Source organism: Acinetobacter sp. Brlt_5 (assembly GCF_051949055.1).
Taxonomy (GTDB): domain Bacteria; phylum Pseudomonadota; class Gammaproteobacteria; order Pseudomonadales; family Moraxellaceae; genus Acinetobacter; species Acinetobacter indicus.
This window is the reverse complement of the sequence record NZ_JAYJLP010000016.1, coordinates 49,305-67,140: the sequence shown is the minus strand read 5'-3', so window position 1 is coordinate 67,140 and position 17,836 is coordinate 49,305. Positions and strand designations below refer to the sequence as shown.

Genomic DNA, 17,836 nt, shown 5'->3' with positions numbered 1-17,836 from the left:
TTGGTTGAAAAACAAACGAATCATCTAGCTTTAATTTAAAAATAAACCGATGGCGGCATTCTGCGCAAAGCTAGAGCCCGGCAGGCTTTGCGCGCGTCTATAGTTTCTTGGTAAACTAAATATATTGATTTTATTACATATTTTAACACGATAGATTTGACTTAATTGAAAATGTATATATATTGTATATACATCTTTTTGTTAAAGCGTCTTTATTTTGGAGTGAAGCAATGAGCGAGCAAATCAAAAAAATAAAGACAGGCAAAAAAGATGGACAACTTTTAATTCGTATTAATAGTGCTGAACGCGATGAATTTATTCATCTGTGTGAAGAACTGGATACTAGTGCTGCTCGTGAATTAAGAAAATTTATTCGTAGCTTTGTGAAACAGCACAAGCGCGAATAGCCTTACTAGGGAGTAATACCATGGCGAAGCAAGTTAAATCGTTAAAGCAAAAAATCAAAGCACGTTTGAAAAAGATTTCAAAACATCAGGGCAAATTGAAACAGCTGCAAAAAGCCCTGAAAAAGCAAAAATAATTTAATTTTGCCTTGAAACCTGACTGCTAGCGTTTAGGTTTCAGATAAAAAAACCGAAGCCGGTACTGATCATACCGGCTTCGGTTTTTTGTATATTAGTCAGGGCAGTTATGCTTTTTCTGATTTTTCGCCCAGGCTAAAGAACAGGTTCAGTAACAGTGCGGCAAAGGTCGCCGTCCCAATACCACCCAGGTTAAAGCTGCCAAATTGCAGGGCAAAGTCACCGGTACCTAAAATAATGGTCACTGCCGCCACCATCAGGTTTTTGTTTTTCGAGAAGTCGACTTTGTTTTCAATCCAGATTTTGGCTCCGGCAATGGTAATCAGACCAAACACCACAATTGAGGCACCGGTTAAAATCGCGCTTGGAATGGTATGAATAATGGCACCAAACTTAGGCGATAAACCCAGGAAAATGGCAAACACACCGGCAACCGCAAAAATAATGGTCGAGTAGACACGCGTCACTGCCATCACGCCAATATTTTCACCATAGGTGGTCATGCCCGGCGCACCGACACCACCGGCTAAAGTCGTGGCTACACCATCGGCGACAAAGGCTTTACCAATGTGCGGGTCCAGGTTTTCACCGGTCATGGCACTCACGGCTTTAATATGACCGAGGTTTTCTGCCACCAGAATCAGCGCTACCGGGGCAATGATCAGCATGGCATTGACTTCAAATTCCGGACCATGGAAGGTTGGCAGGCCAAACCATGCCGCCTGCTGGATTGGGGCAAAGTTAATTGGCGTGCCATAACCCATGACATTACTGACAATAAAGTAAACCAGATAGGCCAGCAGCAGACCAACCAGGAGCAACAGACGCTGTAACAGTCCTCTGGTAAATACCGCAATCGAACCCATACACAGCACTGTAACCAGCGCCATCCACATATTAAATGGATTACCAGCCACGCCTTTGACGGTGACCGGTGCCAGGTTTAGACCAATGATCATCACCACTGCACCAGTGACCACAGGTGGCATTAATTTTTCAATCCAGCGCGTGCCTGTGGCCATGACCAGAAAGCCGAGCAGGGCATATAAAATACCGCAGGCAATAATCCCGCCGGCTGCCACCGCAATATTCGGGTTGGGTCCGCCCGTGCCGGATGCGGCATAACCGGTCGCAGCAATTACCACCCCAATAAAGGCAAAGCTGGAACCTAAATAACTAGGAACGCGACCACCGGTCATAATAAAGAACAGGATGGTACAGATCCCGGACATCAGAATGGCCAGGTTTGGGTCAAAGCCCATCAGGAAAGGTGCAAGTACCGTCGCACCAAACATGGCAAACGCGTGCTGAACCCCCAGGACCACGGTTTGCGCAGGTGGAAGATACTCATTGGTACCTACAGGACGTGCATCGATACTGCCTTGATACGGGCGCCATTTGGGAAACCAATTGGACATATTTTGAGCACTCTAAAGACAAATTGTGCCAATCATACTCCTGTTTTTTAAAAGATTTAATCGGAGATACAAAATTTTTGTTCAAATTAATTCTATGACTTTGCTTTGTTTTTTACCGTAGGGTAAAAATTTTTCAATATAAAAATAGTATGAAATCAGTAGATTAATTCATCGACTTTGGCTGGAGGGAATGTATAAATAATAATTATTTTATTCATAAAAAAAGAAATGACAGCTTTATGACTGCTTAAAAATACAGCACATGCAGAACATGTGCTGTATGTTTTTGCCAATTTGACTTAGCCGGTGTTGCGTAATCCGGCGGCAATACCGGCAATGGTGACCATTAAGGCATGATCTACCGGACTATGTTCGGCCTGCTGGCTGTTGAGATACTGGCGGCGGCGTTTCATCAGTTCGGCCTGCAGCAGATGTAGCGGCAGCAAATATGGTTTACGCACTTTCATCGACTGATCCAGCACATCATTGCTGCTGAGTAGCTGTGACTCACCTTTTAGCGCCAGCAAGGTCTGGACCGCATCTTTCAGGCGTTGACGCAGCTCGGCGCCCAAGGCTTTCAGTTCTTCATCTTCGGTCAGATGTGCCTCATAGTAGAGCGCAATATGCCCATCGGCCTTGGACAGAACCATCTCCAGCATATCCACCAGGGTCTGGAAATAGGGCCATTCGCGCAGCATTTCTTCCAGCAGTGCCTGCTGGTCCTGGGCAATGACCTGGTTAATGGCAGCACCAGTACCCAGCCAGGCTGGTAGCATCAGGCGAATCTGGGTCCAGGCAAACACCCAGGGAATGGCACGTAGCGATTCAATGCCGCCGCTGACTTTACGCTTGGCCGGACGTGAACCAAGCGGCAGCATTTGCAGCTCCAGTTCCGGGGTCACGGTACGCAGGTATTTCACAAAATGCGGATTTTCCCGCACGGTCTGGCGATAGACCTGCACCGACAGGTCGGTCATGCTGTGCATTAACTGGCGCCATTCCTGTTTAGGAACCGGCGGTGGCAGCAAGGTCGCCTCCAGTGTTGCAGCGGTATAGATTTCCAGATTCTGTAAGGCAATTTCTTCCAGACCAAACTTGAAGCGAATCATTTCGCCCTGTTCGGTGACGCGAATCGCGCCGGAAATGGAACCTGGTGGTTGCGAGAACAGGGCCTGCTGGGTCGGTGCCCCGCCACGGCTGATAGAACCGCCACGGCCGTGGAACAGGGTCAGCTGAACCCCGTGCTGCTGTGCCACAGCGGTCAGTTCTTCCTGGGCACGATACTGGGCCCAGTTCGCCGACATAAAGCCGGCATCTTTGGCCGAGTCGGAGTAGCCAATCATCACCTCATGTTTGCCCTGAATATGCTGCTTGTACCAGTGCATGCCAAACAGGGTGTGCATGGTATTGGCTGCGCCGTCCAGATCTTTCAGGGTTTCAAACAGCGGCACCACGCGTAGCGGCGTTTGAATACCGGCTTCTTTTTGCAGCAATAACACCGCCAGCACATCACTTGGATATTCGGCCATGGAAATAATATAGGCACCTAGCGATTCCGATGGCTGTTCGGCCAGAGTCCGCATGGTGGCAAACACTTCCTGTACATCTGGACGTTCAATCAGGCTCTGTTTCGGTTCCTGCAGGTATTTAGGCAACAGCGGACGTTTGCTTTGCAGTTCCTGTAGCAGGAAATTCTGCCGCGCCTGTTCGGTCCAGGTTTCAAAATTGCCCAGACCAAGATATTCGGTAATTGCCGAAATGGCCTGACGATGCCGGCCAGATTCCTGACGGATATCCAGCTTGAGCAGTTCAATCCCGAAACAGTTGACCCGGCGAATGAAATCCAGCAGCTTGCCATTGGCAATTTCTGGCATGTTGCAGGCCATTAACGAGCGGTGACATAACAATAACGGGGTCAGCAGTTCCTGTTTGCTTTTAATCACCTGGCTGTCATCAGCATCCAGTCCTTGCAGCTTTTGCGCCAGCCAGTCACGGGTGGCCGTTAAACGCTGGCGCGTCTCACGTAAATATTCACGATACGGTTCAGGATGCGGCGTACCAATGGCAGCCAGCAGCTCCGGACTGCATTGCTGGATCGACAGTTCCCAGCGCAAATCTTCAATATCGCGCAGGTACAAATCGGCGGCTTTCCAGCGCGAGAGCCACAGCACTTCCTGGGTCACCTGATGGGTCACATTCGGGTTGCCATCGCGGTCACCGCCCATCCAGGAGGCAAAGCGCAGCGGTGCAATTTCCAGTGGCAACTGCTGGCCACACTGGGCCTGCACCATGTTGTCCAGTTCCCGGATAAATTTAGGCACTGCATTCCACAGCGTCTGTTCAATGGTGGTAAAGCCCCATTTGGCTTCATCAATCGGTGTCGGGCGATGCTGACGAATTTCATCGGTCTGCCAGGCCGAGCTGATCAGCTGTTTCAGTTCTTCCAGTACGGCTTGACGTTCACGCGGCGTCAGTTTCTGCTGGTCAAAAGCCGACAGGCAGGCATTGATGCCATCATATTTCTGAATGAGGGTGCGGCGGCTGACTTCGGTCGGATGTGCGGTTAAGACCAGTTCAATATTCAGTTCACAAATTTGCTGGAACAAGGTCTCGGCAGAAATATCGTGCTGCTGGAATTTTTGAAATAGATGGTCGAGTGGATTCGGGGAGGGCGCGCTGTCATCAAATTCGCTCTGGCGGCGGCTACGCACCACATGATACTGCTCGGCAATATTGGCAAAATTTAAAAAGTGGGTAAAGGCACGGGTCAGCGGCAGAATTTCTTCATCTTCCAGACTGGACAGCAGTTGTTCGAGTTGTTTTTCTGCTTCAATCTGGCCATCACGGGCGCCTTTGGCCAGCGCACGAATCTGTTCGACCTGATTAAACAAATCTTGTCCGGCGTGCTGTTTCAGAGTATCGCCCAGTAAATTTCCCAGCAGACGCACATCTTCGCGTAATGGAGCAGCAATTTGTTGAATCATTTTTTTCCCTCTCCAGAGTTCCTGTTTTGACTATACCCGGAATTCGTGACAATCCAAGCCAGCACCAGGCGAAAGTCGGATAATTTTTATCCAGAAGCGCTGCAAAAAAGCCGGTTTTGTTCAAGCCTTAGGCAGCCGGCTACTCGGAGATGGCTTGCAGGAACAGCTGGATACTAGATTGGATTAGCTGCTGCTGTTCCTCGGCGGCCGGAATCGGGCGGATTCCGAGCAGAATTTCATGGTGGCGCTGACCGAGCAACAGTGACAGGATCAACTGGATCAACTGCTCAAGTGGCCTGTTGGGGATGAACTCTAACGCAATGGCCTGCTGGAAAAAGTGCTGCCAGACCTGGTTCAGCTTTTGATGCGAAGCCTGATAAAACTGCTGTAACAGCGGACTTTGCTGTGAGGCCAAATCGAGCAGCAGATATTCCAGCTTGATGGCTTCGGGTAAATAGACAATTTCCAGGGACAGCGCACACAGCTGCGCCAGCGCCTGCTGGAAATTGCTGTCGGCACTGAGCTGCGGCGGACGCGCCATAATCAGGGCTTCACAGGTATCTTCAATGGCACAGGTAAACAAGGTGGCCTTGTCCTGAAAATGGTTATAGACCGTCAGTTTGGTCACGCCGGCATCGCGGGCAATTTCATTCATGCTCGAACCATGATAGCCCTGCTTTAAAAACAAGGATTTAGCCGATTCCAGAATGCGCTGGCGTTTTTCGAGATCTTTGGGACGTCCGACGTTCATTTGCTGAAAATATCCTAAATAAAATAAAAACAGTCATTGTGTTTTGCTGTTTCTTGCAATTAATGTACTCATCGGTATATTAATTAAAAATTGATCATTTTTAATATATTGCTATTTTGCCTGAAAAACATCTGACAAATAAGAGTCAACCGCATGAGCACGATTAACACGGTAGTTCTCAGCCTGATCCTGGTGTGTAGCACCCTGGTCGGTTGCAGCAAGGACAGCGCCAGCACTGAACAGAATATTCCCTATGTGATGGTGGCCCAGCCCACCTCCAGTCATCAGGCACAAAAAAGCTATGCCGGTGAGGTGCAGGCGCGTCAGCAGACCGCGTTGGCCTTTCGGGTCGGTGGTCAGGTGGTGGAACGCTATGTCGATGTTGGCGATCAGGTCAAGGTCGGGCAGGTGCTGGCACGTTTAGATGTTAAAGATGCCCAGTTACAGCTGAATGCAGCGCGCGCCCAGCTCGACAGTGCCCAGTCGGCCGCCAAAATTGCCCAAGATGAATTGCAACGTTTTCAGCAGCTGTTGCCAATGAATGCGGTTAGCCGCTCGCAATACGATGCCATCGACAATCAGTACAAATCTGCCGTGGCGGCGCTGAAACAGGCGCAGTCCAATTATGCGGTGGCGCAGAACCAGACCGTATATAACCGGCTGGTGGCCAATAAAAACGGGGTGATTACCGCACGCAATATTGAAGTGGGGCAGGTGGTGGCAGCCGGTCAGGCAGCCTATCAGCTGGCAATTTCCGGTGAACGTGAAGTGGTGATTGGCGTGCCGGAGCAGGCCATGAGCCAGATTAAAGTCGGTCAGCCGGCCACAGTCACCTTGTGGTCACAGCCGGATCAGCGCTTTGAAGCCTATGTGCGGGAGATTTCACCGGCAGCTGACCAGTCACGTACTTTTAGTGTCAAGGTGGCGCTACGTGCTGCCAATCCGGCCATCCAGCTGGGACAAAGTGCGCGGGTGTTTTTAAATGGCAATGCACAGCAGCAGCTGACCGTACCGCTGTCCAGCGTCTCGGCCAATGGTCAGCAGGCCTATGTCCTGGTGGTGGGTGCCAATCATCAGCTACGTAAAGTAGATGTACAGCTGGGTGCCTATGGCCGTGACAGCGTACCGGTACTGAGTGGGCTAAAGCCAACGGACTATGTGGTGGTGGGTGGGGTGCATCTGCTACGCGACCAGCAAAAAATCCATCCGATTGACCGGGAAAACCGTGCCGTCAAGATTCAGGCAGGGGGTTAAGCATGAGCGCACCGCTAAACTTTAACCTGTCGGAATGGGCCTTAAAAAACAAGGGCCTGATTCTGTATTTCATGCTGCTGCTCGGCATTATTGGCATGTATTCCTATTCCAAATTGTCGCAGAGTGAAGACCCGCCGTTTACCTTTAAGGTAATGGTGGTGCAGACCTATTGGCCGGGTGCCACCGCTAAGGAAGTGTCCTTGCAGGTCACCGACCGGATTGAAAAAGAGCTGATGACCACCGGGCAGTACGAGCGGATTCTGGCTTATTCGCGTCCGGGAGAATCAATGGTGACCTTTATTGCCAAAGATTCGCTGCGTTCCGGGCAAATTCCGGATATCTGGTATACGGTACGCAAGAAAATCAATGATATCCGGCATGAATTGCCCCAAGGCGTGCAGGGGCCGTTTTTTAACGATGAATTTGGCGATACCTTCGGCAATATTTATGTGCTGACCGGCGAAGATTTTGACTACGCCACCTTAAAAGAATATGCCGACCGCCTGCAGCTACAATTGCAACGGGTCAAGGATGTCAGCAAGGTCGAACTGATTGGCCTGCAAGACCAGAAAATCTGGATTGAACTGTCCAACACCAAAGCGGCCCAGCTCGGTATCCCGGTTACCGCCATCCAGCAGGCGTTGCAGCAGCAGAACAGCATGGCCAGTGCCGGCTTTTTTGAAACCGAAACCGACCGGATTCAGGTTCGGGTCAGCGGCCAGCTGAACAGTGTTGAAGCCTTGCAGCAGATGCCGCTACTGGTCAATGGCACCACCATTCAGCTGGGTGATGTCGCGGAGATTTACCGCGGTTTTAGTGATCCGGCCCAGCCGCGGATGCGTTTTATGGGCGAAAACGGGATTGGCATTGCCGTGTCCATGCGTAAAGGCGGCGATATTCTGGCGCTGGGGGAGAATCTGGCCACTGAATTCCAGCGGCTACAGCAGACCTTGCCGCTGGGTATGCAGCTGCAAAAAGTTTCGGATCAGCCGGTGGCGGTCAAGCACAGTGTCAATGAGTTTATGAAGGTGCTGGCCGAGGCGGTGATTATCGTGCTGCTGGTCAGCTTTTTCTCGCTCGGTTTCCGTACCGGTCTGGTGGTGGCTTTTTCGATTCCACTGGTGCTGGCGATGACCTTTGCCGGCATGAACCTGTTTGATGTCGGCCTGCACAAGATTTCCCTCGGTGCCCTGATTCTGGCGCTGGGTCTGCTGGTGGATGATGCCATTATTGCGGTAGAGATGATGGCCATTAAAATGGAGCAAGGCTATAGCCGGCTTCAGGCGGCCGGTTTTACCTGGAAAACCACCGCTTTTCCAATGCTGACCGGTACCCTGATTACCGCGGCCGGCTTTTTACCGATTGCTACGGCCGCGTCCAGTACCGGCGAATATACCCGCTCCATCTTCCAGGTGGTGACCATTGCACTGGTGGTGTCCTGGTTTGCCGCGGTGCTGTTTGTGCCGTATCTGGGTGATAAACTGCTGCCCGATTTTAATCAGCAGCCACAACAGGCCAGCTGGTATCAGCGCCTGTGGGCACGCCTGCGCAAGCAGCCCGCTCCAGCGCCTGTGGTGCATCATGTCGGTGAGCAGCATGATCCGTATCAGACCCGTTTTTATCAGGGCTTTCGCCGCTGGGTCGATACTTGTGTGACCTATCGCAAAACCGTGATTGCCGCTACGGTAGGCATTTTTGTGCTGTCGATTTTGATGTTCAAGCTGGTACCGCAGCAGTTTTTTCCACCCTCGAACCGGGCCGAAATTCTGGTTGATCTGAAACTTGAAGAAGGTGCTTCTTTAACAGCCACCGAAGCCGCAGTGCAAAAGGTCGAGCAGTTCCTGGCCAAGCAGGAGGGGATTGATAACTATGTGGCCTATGTGGGCACTGGCTCGCCGCGTTTTTATTTACCGCTCGATCAGCAGTTACCGCAAACCAGTTTTGCCCAGTTTGTGGTGCTGGCTTCATCGCTAGAAGACCGGGATGAAATTCGCCGTTCGCTGGATGAGCAGATTCGTAAATTATTACCGGAAGCGCGTACCCGCGTATCGCTGCTGGAAAATGGTCCGCCGGTTGGCTATCCACTCCAGTTCAGGGTTTCCGGTGAAGATCTGGCTCAGGTGCGGCAATGGGCACAGCAGGTCGCAGCTCAGGTCGATGACAATCCGAACACCACCAATGTCCATCTGGATTGGGGTGAGCCAAGCAAGGTGATTCATCTACAGATTGATCAGGACCGGGCGCGACAAATGGGCGTCAGCAGTGTTGATCTGGCTACTTTCCTCAACAGTTCCATTCTGGGCAGCGCGATTGACCAGTACCGGGAAAAACGTGAGCTGATTGAAATCCGCCTGCGCGGTGATGCAGCCGAGCGGGTCGATGTTGGTTCGCTCAGCAGCCTGGCAGTGCCAACCGCACAGGGCAATAGTGTACCGCTGGCCCAGATTGCCCAGATTGAATACCGTTTTGAAGAAGGCCTGATCTGGCACCGTAACCGTTTACCGACCATTACCGTACGAGCTGACATCAGCAGCAGTTTACAACCGGCCACGGTGGTGGGGGAGTTAAGCGAACCCTTACAGCAGATTCGCAGCCAGTTGCCCAATGGCTATCTGTTAGAAGTCGGCGGGACGGTGGAAGAATCGGCGCGAGGGCAAAGCTCGGTCAATGCCGGTATGCCGCTGTTTTTGGCGGTGGTGTTTACCCTGTTGATGCTGCAGCTTAAAAGCATGTCACGGGCCTGTATCGTGTTTTTAACCGCGCCGCTTGGCATTATTGGGGTGGTGCTGTTTCTGCTACTGTTCAATAAACCTTTTGGTTTTGTGGCCATGCTCGGCACCATCGCACTGTCGGGGATGATCATGCGTAACTCGCTGATTCTGATTGACCAGATCGAGCAGGATATTCAGGCCGGTGAAGCGCCATGGGATGCGATTATCAATGCCACGGTGCGCCGCTGCCGTCCAATTGTGCTGACGGCACTGGCCGCCGTGCTGGCCATGATTCCGCTGTCGCGCAGTATTTTCTTTGGCCCAATGGCGGTGGCCATCATGGGCGGATTGATTATTGCGACGCTGCTCACTTTATTCTTTTTGCCGGCCCTGTATGCGCAGTGGTTTAAAGTGAAAAAAAATCAGAATATGGCCTGATTTTGTGTCAATATAAGGTGCGAAAGCTTGAAAATTTCAATATAGTAGCACCTTCATTTTTACAATTTTCAATAGGTAAATTTACTGCATATTATAAAACCAAACATGCAGTAAATGGGGTTGAAGCACACATGCAGCAAGATAGCTTAGCCAAGTTACGTCGTTCGATTGCTCTTTCTTACGTCTTCATGTTTTTCGCCCTGTTTACCTTAATTAGCGCCATTTTTGCCTACTGGCTGGCCCGTAAAGTGGTGATGGTCGATCAGACCGAAGTCTGGTTACAGGCCCAGGCACTCTGGGTCATGCGCAATGTCATGATCTACTCCATTTTGGCGGTATTTGCTGCCCTGTGGTTTATTCCGCTATTTTTCTATGCCTGGAATGATGCCACCTGGGTCACTGCGACCACCATTGCCGGTGTGGTGTTTAGCGCCATTGCCTTCTTATATTTACTCAATGCCTGGATCAAAGGCTTAAGTAAATTCATGAAAAACAAGGCGGTGTTTTAAGCAGCCTAAATTTTTTTCGCTGCCTGCCCTTGTAAATCTGGGATAAACCCCAATTTCAGACCTCAGTTGAGTCTTAAATAAAATTCCGTGAGGAGCATCGCCAGACATGGCTAAACGTGATTATTATGAGGTTTTGGGTGTTGCTAAAACCGCTAGTGATGATGAAATTAAAAAAGCCTACCGTAAGTTGGCGATGAAATATCATCCGGACCGTAACCCAGATAACCCGGAAGCTGAAGAAAAATTTAAAGAAGCTTCAGAAGCCTATGAAGTGCTGTCGGACAGCGAAAAACGCAGCATGTACGACCGTATGGGCCATCAGGCCTTTGAAGGCGGCATGGGCGGTGGTGGCTTCGGCGGTGGCTTTAGTGCCGAAGATATCTTTAGCCAGTTCGGCGATATTTTTGGTGGTGCCTTTGGGGGCGGTGGCCGTCAGCAACGTGCGCGCCGTGGTTCGGACCTGCGCTATGTGATGGAACTGACCCTGGAAGAAGCGGTTAAAGGGGTGAAAAAAACCATCAGCTTTACCGCACCTGCACCGTGTGATGCCTGTGATGGTAAAGGCTCGCAAAATCCGAATGATGTTGAAACCTGTAAAACCTGTCATGGTGCCGGTCAGGTACGTATGCAGCAAGGTTTCTTCTCGGTGCAGCAGACCTGTAGCACCTGTCGTGGCCAGGGCAAAATCATCAAGAACCCATGTAACAAATGTCATGGTTCAGGGGTATCTGACCGTCAGCAAACTCTGGAAGTTACCATTCCAGCCGGTGTCGACAATGGCGACCGGGTACGTTTAACCGGTAAAGGTGAAGCGATCCGTGATGGCCAGGCCGGCGACCTGTACGTAGAAGTGGTGGTGCGCGAGCATGAAATCTTCCAGCGTGATGGTGCCGATCTGTATATGGATGTGCCGGTTTCAATTGCCGATGCTGCCCTCGGTAAAGAAATTGAAATTCCGACGCTGGATGGCCGGGTGAGCCTGAAAATTCCGGAAGGTACCCAAACCGGTAAACTGTTCCGCCTGCGCGGTAAAGGCGTGAAACCGGTACGTACCAGCATGGTCGGCGATCTGCTGTGCCGTATTGTGGTGGAAACCCCTGTGAACCTGACTTCGCGTCAGCGTGAATTACTGAAAGAACTGCAAGCGACGCTGGATGGCGATAACAACAATTCGTCACCAAAGAAAAAGTCATTCTTTGACCGCCTGTTTGACTAAGCCAGTTGAAACAGCGCGCTCAAACACAAAGGGAGATGAACATCATCTCCCTTTTTTATGGCGAATAAAAAATTAAACCCCTTCTACCGGGTCAATTTCTGCCACCAGTGCATCTTCCTGAGATACAGCCATCTCGGTGCTCTGTTCGCTTTGTTCTTCTTCAATTGCATCAATTAACGCCACTTGTGCTGCTTCTTCTGCCGATACTGCTGGCTGTAAAGTGGTGGTAATGCGGACTTGAGACAGGCTTTCCAAGGTATCACCCGGTTGTAATGGTGGTTCTGCCCAAGCCGAGCTCATCAGTAGCCCCATACACACTGCCATCCCCAGTTGTTTCGAATGCATGCTTGATCTCCTTATAATCTCTATTCTATTCATTCGTGACGGCTAGTCTGCTGCAGCAATTTTGCACTTTCGTGAAAAAACGCGAGAAATCAGAACTTTCTTTTCAATTTCTATTTTTAAATTACCGGGTGCGCGGGTTACGGTTGAGTCATCTTAGTTTTTTTTGGCTTTTTTAGACTGCCGGCTTAGTCTGGGCAGGGAGTTTTGATATAGTAAGGACAATTTCGAATCAACATCAGGAATATGTTATGTCAGCAACTCCACGCATTGGTGTATTAGGTGCCGGTGGCCGTATGGGACGCATCCTTATTCAAGCCGTTGAGCAGGCCGGTTATCAACTTGCAGCTGCGGTGGAACGTCCGGAAAGTAGCTTAATCGGTGCAGATGCAGGCGAGCTTGCGGGCATTGGCAGCCTGGGTGTAAAAGTGGTTGGCAGCCTGGAAGAGGTGGTGAAGCAGTGTGACGTGGTCATCGACTTTACTGCACCGGCAGCCACAGTGAACCATCTGAAAATTTGTCGTGAAGCAGGCGTGGCGATCGTGATTGGCACCACCGGCATGAATGATGAACAAAAAGCCTATCTGGATGAATCGGCAACGCAAACTCCGGTGGTCTATGCAGCCAACTATTCAGTGGGTGTGAATGTTTCAATTAAGCTTTTAGAACTTGCTTCTAAAGTATTTGGCGATACGGTAGATATTGAAGTGATTGAAGCGCACCATCGTCATAAAGTCGATGCGCCATCCGGTACTGCTTTAATGATGGGTGAAGCAATTGCAGAAACCCTGGGCCGTGACCTGAAAAAAGATGCGGTCTATCATCGTGAAGGGCACACGGGGCCACGTGAGCGTCAAAGCATTGGCTTCCAGACCATTCGTGGCGGCGATATTGTCGGTGAACACACCGCCATGTTTATTGGTGAAGGCGAGCGCGTCGAAATTACCCACAAAGCCACCAACCGGATGAACTTTGCTGCCGGTGCCGTGCGTGCTGCTGCCTGGGTGGTCGGTCGTGATGCGCGTAAATATGACATGAAAGATGTCTTGGGTTTTAACGATATTCAAGTTTAAAACCGCTGTAAAATCCGTTATAACAACACTAAAACTAAAATAAGATGAACAATGGAATGAAAAAATGGATTGTATTGGCCGGTGCGCTCGCCATGGCGGCGAGTGTACCCGCCCAGAATTTGCAGAATGCCAAACTCAATATTCATAAAAATAATATTAAGGTCTGGACCTATCAGCATCCGCAAAACCCGGTATTTTTGTACAAGGCAGAAACCACTTTTCCGGTCTCGATTGAAAAAGCCGCCAGCCTGATTCTAGATGTCGAACATGCCATTAGCTGGGTGCCGTATATGGGCAGCGTTAAGGTACTGTCGCGTGATGACCAGAAAGGTGAGTTCCTGCTGTATATGGTGCTGGATTTTCCTTTTCCGTTAAAAGACCGTGATCTGGTGGTCAAAGGCAGAATGTTTAAAGATGCCCAAGGCGTGATTCATATTCAGAACAAGGCGGTCAGCCAGGGTTATCCCTTAAACCCGAGCTATGTACGTTTAACCCATTATGAAGGCGACTGGACCTTTCAAAAACTGGGGGCCAACCGGGTTAAGGTGTCTACCTATGGTTATGCCGATCCGGCCGGTTCGATTCCAACCAGTTTTGTGAATATGTTTGTGCAGCAGCAGCCTTATCAGATGCTGCAAAAAATGAAACTTGAGCTGAGTTTGCTGGGCCGCGAGCGACCCTTACCGGCGATTTTAAGATAAAAAATACCCGTCTGGTGCTAGACGGGTCAGGCATTAGCAGACTCAGACAGCGTATTGAAATACCGCTGATCTGAGTCTTTAAAACGAGATTTAACTGCCTTAGTAGCTAAACAGTCCTTTTTCCAGCGGGAATTCAATGCCGATTGAGGCACCGCCATCTTTACCGTGCAGGTCTGAATCCCCCAGCCAGCCATTCAGTTTAAGTGGAATATCCGGACGTAGATAATGTGTCCAGGTGATATCTAAAGCTGTTAGCTCATCTTGCTCAGGAAAAGCATAGTTTGTTTGACGGCTACCTGGTCGATTGGCTGCTTGATCAAATTTAGCAAACAGCACCCGGCCATGCAGACGGTTTAAAGGATCAAAACGGATATCACCGCCGACAGCAATCATCTGGCCATCGCCGCCCATTGCATGGGCCAATGAATAACCATGCTGATAGAAACCATCGGTATAAACACTATGATTATAGGAAATCCCTTGTGCCTTGCCATTGGTACGCGTGTCAGCCCATTCGCTATACAGCTGGTAGGGCATATTCTGGTAGCTAGATGAATAATCCACCCCGGCCAGATACATTTTTTTCGCGGGCAGGCCGCCGGCCTCATCTTCACCGACATACTGGGCATAGATACCCAGCGGCATTTGCACTAAAGGTTGCAGGTTTAAACGCGCATCAAAACCAGCAATCTGGTTGGATGGATTGACTGTATCCCCATAGACATTATCTTTACCAATGATTGCATCCCATAAAGAATCAAAGTTCTCCGGACGTCCTTCACCCCCCCACTGAATGGCGCGTGAAGCACCCAGTTCCAGATAGGGGAGCGGCTGAGCAGTGACACGCAGGCCAATCAGTTTGGCATCTGGAACCGCATCATAATGGTCCAGCTGACCGGCAAAGGCCTGATATTGCCATGGCCCAATCCAGGACAGCCATTTACTGCTAAAAGCAGTCTGTTCTGCCCGCTGTGCAGTAATACCATAGACTGGGCGGCTGGCATCGCCACGAATCAGACTCCCCTCATGACCTGGTCCCCAATAGGTCGGAATCTGGCCGGCAATCAGCCATTGATTCCAGAGTTTCCCGGCAATATAAGAGCCTTCAACATTCACATCCTGATCATGATCAATCTGAGGGTCTTTTTCGGCATTCACCCGTAACCGGGCATCCCATTGGCTGCCGCCAGCATTCAGTTCCAGACCAGCCTGATATTGTGATTTTTCCTGATCAGCAAAGGCTTGAGGCAGATACTTATGATCAGTTTCTGCAAACAGCGCAGCTTTCAGAAGCTGATTATCGGCATTTAAATGGGTGAGGACAGCATCCACTACTTTTTGCTGGACAGAGTTGCTGATTTTCGCCTGAGACAGGGCGCGCTGAATTTCATCGCCACTCATGGGCCAGGTGGAGGTGCTGATTTGAATCACCCCTTGCTGATTCAGCCAATTCAGGTCGGTACGCAGGTTCTGGTCATTCAGCACAATCCCTTGAGCAAAGGTCAGGGATGAGCTGAGGGCAAGGGTCGCAAGCAATATTTTTGATAGACGCATTTTTGATTCTCAGGAGTTTTTTGCTCTCCACACCATAGGCGGACGAGTTTATTTTTTCAATGCAAACTGTTGAGTAGAGTTGTAATCTGGAAAGATTAAAAATCCCGCCGTAGCGAGATTTTTAAAGCAATCGGTCACTGCAAAATTAGTCATTATCCTTATTGGCTTTATAGGCATAGGAATAGTTATAGCCATAACCATAGCCTGCACTGGAGCGCTGAATATCATTCAGGATAATACCATTGACTTTCACACCCACCTGTTCAAAACGGTTGATGGTCAATTCAAGCTCTTTCATTTGTGTCTTGGCATAGCGCGCAATCACCAGATTCACCCCGGCATGCTGGGAAATAATAATCCCGTCTGTGACGGCCAGAATTGGTGGAGTATCAATCAAGATATGATCATACTGTTCTGACAGCTGATTCAGCATCGTCGCAAATTGTGTGGTGCTGAGCAGTTCAGACGGGTTGGCTGGACTCTTGCCACGGGCAATTACATCTAGACCGGATACTTCCGTAGCTTTAATGACCTGGCTTAATTCGGTTTGACCATTTAAGTATTCTGCCAGACCCGGTTGAGCTTGCTGATTAAAATATTTATGCAAATAACCGCGGCGCAAGTCCCCATCAATAATCAGTACCCGTTTCTGGCTTTGCGCCAGAATGGTGGCCAGGTTGGTTGAAATAAAGGATTTACCGACTTCCGGTGCAGGACCAGAAACCATAATAATATTGTTCTTGGCACTGCTTAAGGCAAAATGAATGGCAGTACGCATGCTGCGTAGGCTTTCAATGGCAATATCATCACTATTTTTAACCGCAAGAATTGGAATATTCTTTTTCTTCTTCAGCAGTTTAATCCGGCTTTCCTGTACAGGCGAACGCGGTACAGTGGCATACACCGGCAAGTCCAGTTCATTTTCAATTTGGGTAGAATCCTTAACGCCACTACGCAGAATATTACGTAATAAGGCCAGCAGTGTACCGAGGAAACCGCCCAGAACAATTGACAGAATCAGGATTTGTAACTTTTTTGGAGCAATAGGGGCAATTGGCTCAACCGCGGTATCAACAATACGCACATTACCAATTTCACCGGCTTTGGCAATACGTAACTGCTGATAAGAATTGAGCAGGCCAGTATACAGCTGCTGTTTTACTTCCACTTCGCGGAACAGTTGCAGATACTGGCGTTGCAATTCTGGTAAGCGTCTTAATGTTCCATCTAATTCATTAATCTTTTTATTAATGGCCGTTAATTGGGCATTCATTTGCTGCATGATTGGGTGTTCAGCCGTATATTTAGCTGAGGCTTCAGCTACTTTTTGTTCCAGCTCGGCTTTTTGAGTTTCCAGGGTCACGCTTTGGGTCAGATACAGCTCTGACTCCTTGGTGACATCGACTGTATTGTACTGCTGGCGGAAACGGTTAAATTCACGTTCAGCGACATCGAGTTGTTGTTTAAGCTCCGGCAGCTGATCTTCCAGGAATTTTAAGGTTTGTGCGGTTTCAGCCGAGCGACGTTCAATATTCTGTTGACTATAGGCTGCTAAAATGGCATTGAGCACCTGGGTAATATGCTGCTTGTCAGTACCCTGGTAGTTGAGGCCCAGCACACCGGTCAGTTTACCTTTTTCGGCCACCGAATAGTCAGCGAGCAAGCTACGAACCGCGGCAGGCAGGCTTTGCTTTTGGATCAGGTACGTGCTATCAAAGCTGTCCTGACTATAAATACCGACTTTCCATAGGCCATATTCAGACTGTAACTGGCTGGTCTGGTTCAGTGGGGCAGAAAAGACCACTTGTTCAGTTTCTTCATCGGTTAAACTAAATTTACCTTGTGAGAAACGAAGTAGTAGATTTTTATCACGATAGTAATCTGGAATCTCAAAGCTGCGTACATCAAAGCTTTTCTGGTTGTCTTTAAACAGCACGGATTTGCCCGAATATTCACTGTCATATTCATGCTTATTCAGTAAGCGGCTCCAGAAACCGTCTTCTGTACCGTGAATGCGAATATTTAAATTCAGGCGATCAATGACGGTACCGAGTACCAGACGCGATTTTAAAATCTCAATTTCGGCCTGAGCCGGTGATTTCTGCTCAATCATATCGGACAAATCGCCCAATAAGGCGGCAGATGCTCCTTTATTTTCTTCGACCTGAACCAGTGCATCGACCTGATAGGTGTCCGGGGTGGTTCTTAAATAAAGTAAGGCACAGACCAAACTTAAAATGACACAGAGAGCAATCAGTTTCCACTGGGCAATTAAGGAGAAAAACAATTCCTTCAGGTCAATGGTATCTTCTGTATTGGTATTTTGGCTCATAGTCTTTTGTT

Annotated in this window: 13 protein-coding genes; 7 read left to right on the top strand and 6 right to left on the bottom strand. The window is 49.4% G+C overall.

Annotation, left to right across the window (positions count from 1 at the left end):
* Positions 1 to 230: 230 nt before the first annotated feature.
* Positions 231 to 407 carry a hypothetical protein gene (locus tag VF685_RS11265; protein WP_005181183.1) on the top strand — a complete coding sequence of 59 codons (177 nt, stop codon included), beginning with the start codon at positions 231 to 233 and terminating at the stop codon, positions 405 to 407.
* Between the two features lie 242 nt (positions 408 to 649).
* Here VF685_RS11265 and VF685_RS11260 read toward each other — a convergent pair whose 3' ends face one another.
* The 3 genes from VF685_RS11260 to VF685_RS11250 all read right to left on the bottom strand — a co-directional run bounded on the left by VF685_RS11260 (position 650) and on the right by VF685_RS11250 (position 5,695).
* Positions 650 to 1,960, bottom strand: a complete 1,311-nt coding sequence (locus VF685_RS11260; protein ID WP_168382135.1) for a solute carrier family 23 protein — start codon at positions 1,958 to 1,960, stop codon at positions 650 to 652.
* Positions 1,961 to 2,259: 299 nt separating this feature from the next.
* The gene (gene ppc / locus VF685_RS11255; RefSeq protein ID WP_163143335.1) at positions 2,260 to 4,944 is read right to left on the bottom strand and encodes a phosphoenolpyruvate carboxylase; all 2,685 of its coding nucleotides are present in this window, start codon (positions 4,942 to 4,944) and stop codon (positions 2,260 to 2,262) included.
* Positions 4,945 to 5,083: 139 nt separating this feature from the next.
* Positions 5,084 to 5,695: a TetR/AcrR family transcriptional regulator gene (locus VF685_RS11250; protein ID WP_440203650.1), complete on the bottom strand. Its 612-nt coding sequence runs from the start codon at positions 5,693 to 5,695 to the stop codon at positions 5,084 to 5,086.
* Between the two features lie 153 nt (positions 5,696 to 5,848).
* Between VF685_RS11250 and VF685_RS11245 the strand changes: the two genes are divergently transcribed.
* The 4 genes from VF685_RS11245 to dnaJ all read left to right on the top strand — a co-directional run bounded on the left by VF685_RS11245 (position 5,849) and on the right by dnaJ (position 11,823).
* Positions 5,849 to 6,949: an efflux RND transporter periplasmic adaptor subunit gene (locus VF685_RS11245; protein ID WP_075174688.1), complete on the top strand. Its 1,101-nt coding sequence runs from the start codon at positions 5,849 to 5,851 to the stop codon at positions 6,947 to 6,949.
* A 2-nt stretch (positions 6,950 to 6,951) separates the two neighbouring features.
* Positions 6,952 to 10,098 carry an efflux RND transporter permease subunit gene (locus VF685_RS11240; protein ID WP_440203649.1) on the top strand — a complete coding sequence of 1,049 codons (3,147 nt, stop codon included), beginning with the start codon at positions 6,952 to 6,954 and terminating at the stop codon, positions 10,096 to 10,098.
* Between the two features lie 131 nt (positions 10,099 to 10,229).
* Positions 10,230 to 10,607 (top strand): hypothetical protein, encoded by a 378-nt coding sequence (locus VF685_RS11235; protein WP_005181203.1) that lies wholly within the window; start codon positions 10,230 to 10,232, stop codon positions 10,605 to 10,607.
* Positions 10,608 to 10,713: 106 nt separating this feature from the next.
* Entirely contained in the window at positions 10,714 to 11,823 is a 1,110-nt protein-coding gene (dnaJ, locus tag VF685_RS11230; RefSeq protein WP_104472330.1) for a molecular chaperone DnaJ, read from the top strand.
* A 72-nt stretch (positions 11,824 to 11,895) separates the two neighbouring features.
* Here dnaJ and VF685_RS11225 read toward each other — a convergent pair whose 3' ends face one another.
* Complete coding sequence (locus VF685_RS11225) at positions 11,896 to 12,168, bottom strand: hypothetical protein (protein ID WP_160241781.1); 273 nt, start codon at positions 12,166 to 12,168, stop codon at positions 11,896 to 11,898.
* Positions 12,169 to 12,416: 248 nt separating this feature from the next.
* Here VF685_RS11225 and dapB point away from each other — a divergent pair, with 248 nt between their 5' ends.
* Both dapB and VF685_RS11215 read left to right on the top strand, forming a co-directional pair.
* A complete protein-coding gene (gene dapB / locus VF685_RS11220; RefSeq protein ID WP_016658892.1) occupies positions 12,417 to 13,238 on the top strand; it encodes a 4-hydroxy-tetrahydrodipicolinate reductase in 822 nt (273 codons plus the stop codon).
* 56 nt (positions 13,239 to 13,294) lie between these two features.
* Positions 13,295 to 13,939: an START domain-containing protein gene (locus tag VF685_RS11215; RefSeq protein ID WP_440203648.1), complete on the top strand. Its 645-nt coding sequence runs from the start codon at positions 13,295 to 13,297 to the stop codon at positions 13,937 to 13,939.
* A 99-nt stretch (positions 13,940 to 14,038) separates the two neighbouring features.
* Here VF685_RS11215 and VF685_RS11210 read toward each other — a convergent pair whose 3' ends face one another.
* Together VF685_RS11210 and VF685_RS11205 are read right to left on the bottom strand one after the other, a co-directional pair.
* On the bottom strand, positions 14,039 to 15,493 hold the full coding sequence (locus tag VF685_RS11210) for a capsule assembly Wzi family protein (protein ID WP_440203647.1): 1,455 nt from the start codon (positions 15,491 to 15,493) through the stop codon (positions 14,039 to 14,041).
* 145 nt (positions 15,494 to 15,638) lie between these two features.
* Positions 15,639 to 17,825, bottom strand: coding sequence for a polysaccharide biosynthesis tyrosine autokinase (locus VF685_RS11205; protein ID WP_440203646.1), 2,187 nt, complete (start codon positions 17,823 to 17,825; stop codon positions 15,639 to 15,641).
* Positions 17,826 to 17,836: the final 11 nt, after the last annotated feature.

What these genes read in the sequence shown, in the direction of transcription:
- VF685_RS11210 (WP_440203647.1), bottom strand. Translation starts at nt 15,493, where the DNA reads ATGCGTCTATCAAAAATATTGCTTGCGACCCTTGCCCTCAGCTCATCC.
- VF685_RS11205 (WP_440203646.1), bottom strand. Translation starts at nt 17,825, where the DNA reads ATGAGCCAAAATACCAATACAGAAGATACCATTGACCTGAAGGAATTG.
- VF685_RS11260 (WP_168382135.1), bottom strand. Translation starts at nt 1,960, where the DNA reads ATGTCCAATTGGTTTCCCAAATGGCGCCCGTATCAAGGCAGTATCGAT.
- VF685_RS11240 (WP_440203649.1), top strand. Translation starts at nt 6,952, where the DNA reads ATGAGCGCACCGCTAAACTTTAACCTGTCGGAATGGGCCTTAAAAAAC.
- dapB (WP_016658892.1), top strand. Translation starts at nt 12,417, where the DNA reads ATGTCAGCAACTCCACGCATTGGTGTATTAGGTGCCGGTGGCCGTATG.
- VF685_RS11225 (WP_160241781.1), bottom strand. Translation starts at nt 12,168, where the DNA reads ATGCATTCGAAACAACTGGGGATGGCAGTGTGTATGGGGCTACTGATG.
- VF685_RS11250 (WP_440203650.1), bottom strand. Translation starts at nt 5,695, where the DNA reads ATGAACGTCGGACGTCCCAAAGATCTCGAAAAACGCCAGCGCATTCTG.
- ppc (WP_163143335.1), bottom strand. Translation starts at nt 4,944, where the DNA reads ATGATTCAACAAATTGCTGCTCCATTACGCGAAGATGTGCGTCTGCTG.
- dnaJ (WP_104472330.1), top strand. Translation starts at nt 10,714, where the DNA reads ATGGCTAAACGTGATTATTATGAGGTTTTGGGTGTTGCTAAAACCGCT.
- VF685_RS11215 (WP_440203648.1), top strand. Translation starts at nt 13,295, where the DNA reads ATGAAAAAATGGATTGTATTGGCCGGTGCGCTCGCCATGGCGGCGAGT.
- VF685_RS11245 (WP_075174688.1), top strand. Translation starts at nt 5,849, where the DNA reads ATGAGCACGATTAACACGGTAGTTCTCAGCCTGATCCTGGTGTGTAGC.
- VF685_RS11265 (WP_005181183.1), top strand. Translation starts at nt 231, where the DNA reads ATGAGCGAGCAAATCAAAAAAATAAAGACAGGCAAAAAAGATGGACAA.
- VF685_RS11235 (WP_005181203.1), top strand. Translation starts at nt 10,230, where the DNA reads ATGCAGCAAGATAGCTTAGCCAAGTTACGTCGTTCGATTGCTCTTTCT.